Source organism: Streptomyces guryensis, assembly GCF_021261325.1.
Lineage (GTDB): Bacteria > Actinomycetota > Actinomycetes > Streptomycetales > Streptomycetaceae > Streptomyces > Streptomyces guryensis.
Genome location: NZ_JAJSBI010000069.1, coordinates 1 through 2,197, shown reverse-complemented (window position 1 = coordinate 2,197; position 2,197 = coordinate 1). Strand labels below are relative to the sequence as shown.

Genomic DNA, 2,197 nt, shown 5'->3' with positions numbered 1-2,197 from the left:
GTGACCAGCGAGGTGCGCATGTGGTCGGCGATCGACCAGCCCACCAGACGGCGTGAGAAGCAGTCGATCACGGTCGCCAGATACAGGAACTCGCCGTCGCCCACCGGCAGGTAGGTGATGTCGGTGTGCCACGAACGCAGGAGGAGAGGTTCAGGAATGCAGGTCGGCACCTCTTTAAATGCGGTGTTGCGTGAAAGATGAAGGTAGGCCCTTCGGAGCCGCCCTGCGGGGGGAGGCTTCAAACCGCCACATGCTGCGTTGGCTAAAGACCGTCGTGGTGAGCGATGTGGAAAAGGCGCCCATGAGGCGTCAGGTGGGGATCAGGAAGGCGAGCGCAAGCGAATCGCTGATGACGTGTCGAAAACGTATTTAGACGGCATCGAAACTGGGGGTGTAGATATGGCTCCAGGACAAGTCTGGCGGACACCCGTCTACTGGCCAGATGGTGCCCGGCATGGAGGCGACGCGAGCCTGGTCTGCTGCTTTCACGTGGAACGTGGGAAGGCGAGTCCCGATAGTCCTGCCTCATGGGCAGGGAGAGGGAGTGTCCCGAAGCGGCGGAAACCGCGAGGGATCGAGTACCGGTGCGGGACTCGCCGGCGGACCGGCTCGTAGTAGTGATGAAGTCCCTGTAATGGGGATGGAGCGAAGGGGCCGGGTCATCCGTGGCTGTGTTCGTTCGATCAACCGGGTATTTCCTGGGAGGAGTCGGGTGGGCGAGCTGAAGTCGCCAGGAAAGTCGTTTGAGATCTCGAAGTGGGAAGTATGGGAGGCATGGGAAAAGGTAAAGGCCAATAAGGGGGCGCCGGGCGTGGACGGTTGCTCGATCGAGGACTTCGAGAAGGATCTGAGGGGTAATCTCTTCAAGATCTGGAACCGGATGTCCTCGGGTAGCTACTTTCCGCCCCCGGTGCGAGCTGTGGAGATTCCGAAGCCGCATGGCGGTGGTACCAGAATTCTCGGCGTTCCCACGGTCGCGGACAGAATTGCACAGACCGTAGTGGCCGCCCGTCTGGAGCGCGAGGTGGAACCGAAAATCCATCCGGACTCCTACGGGTATCGGCCCGGACGGTCGGCGCTGGACGCGGTGGAGAAGTGCCGAGAACGCTGCTGGAAGAAGGACTGGGTCGTCGACCTCGACATCCAGAAGTTCTTCGACAGCGTCCGCTGGGACCTCGTCGTCAAGGCTGTGGAAGCACACATCGACGCCGTTTGGGTGAAGTTGTACGTCCGGCGATGGCTGGAGGCACCACTTCAACTACCCGATGGCACCTTGCAGATGCGAGACCGGGGGACCCCGCAAGGGTCATCGGTCTCGCCCGTGTTGGCGAATCTGTTCCTCCACTACGCGTTCGATATGTGGCTGACTCGGGAATTCCCGAACGTTCCCTTCGAACGCTACGTGGATGACGCGGTCGTGCACTGCGCCAGCGAGCGCCAGGCCAGAAGACTGGTGGAGGCGATCGGGAACCGGATGGAAGAGGTCGGGCTGCGTCTGCATCCCGACAAGACCCGGATCGTCTACTGCAAGGACGCGAACCGGCGGATCTCGTATGAGCACACGGCGTTCACGTTCCTGGGGTTCACGTTCCGCGCTCGCGCGGCGCGCAGCAAGCATGGGGTGACATTCCCATGTTTTCTGCCTGCGATCAGCAAGGAGGCCCTGAAGAGGCTTAGTTTCGAATTGCGCGGGTGGCGGATTCACCGGCGCACGGGCCATACCTTCGCTCAACTCGCACGGATCATCAACCCAATCGTGCGAGGGTGGATGCAGTACTACGGAGCGTTCTATCACTCCGCGCTGAAACCCCTCCTGCGGCGCGTCAACGCCTACCTGGTGCGCTGGATCCGCAGAAAGTACAAACGGCTGGCCGGGTTCAAGAAAGCCAAGGACTGTTTCCAGGGGATCACACAGCGATACCCGGGAATGTTCGCGCATTGGCGCCTGTGCCGTAATTTCTGGTGATCAGGGTGACAAGAGCCGTGTAACGGGAGACTGTTACGCACGGTTCTGTGGGAGCCGGAGGGTGAAATTCCCTCCGGCTACCCGACCCGACGTACTTCGCGTTCGGCCCACTTGCGGTGAAGTCACGCTTGAACAGGTCCGGCACCGGGGTGGCGGACGGTTCGGGCACGGTGGTGACCTGGCGCTTGCGCAGCCGCAGCCCGGCGATGCCGAACTTGCGCATGACCCGTC

1 protein-coding gene and 2 pseudogenes are annotated in these 2,197 nt (G+C 61.6%); 1 reads left to right on the top strand and 2 read right to left on the bottom strand.

What is annotated here, in order from left to right; translation table 11 throughout:
• A pseudogene (locus LJ657_RS47960) lies at positions 1–122 on the bottom strand (DDE-type integrase/transposase/recombinase); the annotation flags it as partial.
• A gap of 590 nt (positions 123–712) precedes the next feature.
• Here LJ657_RS47960 and ltrA point away from each other — a divergent pair.
• Complete coding sequence (ltrA, locus tag LJ657_RS47955; RefSeq protein WP_232656076.1) at positions 713–1,966, top strand: group II intron reverse transcriptase/maturase; 1,254 nt, start codon at positions 713–715, stop codon at positions 1,964–1,966.
• 85 nt (positions 1,967–2,051) lie between these two features.
• Here ltrA and LJ657_RS47950 read toward each other — a convergent pair.
• A pseudogene (locus tag LJ657_RS47950) lies at positions 2,052–2,197 on the bottom strand (IS3-like element ISRhosp5 family transposase); the annotation flags it as partial.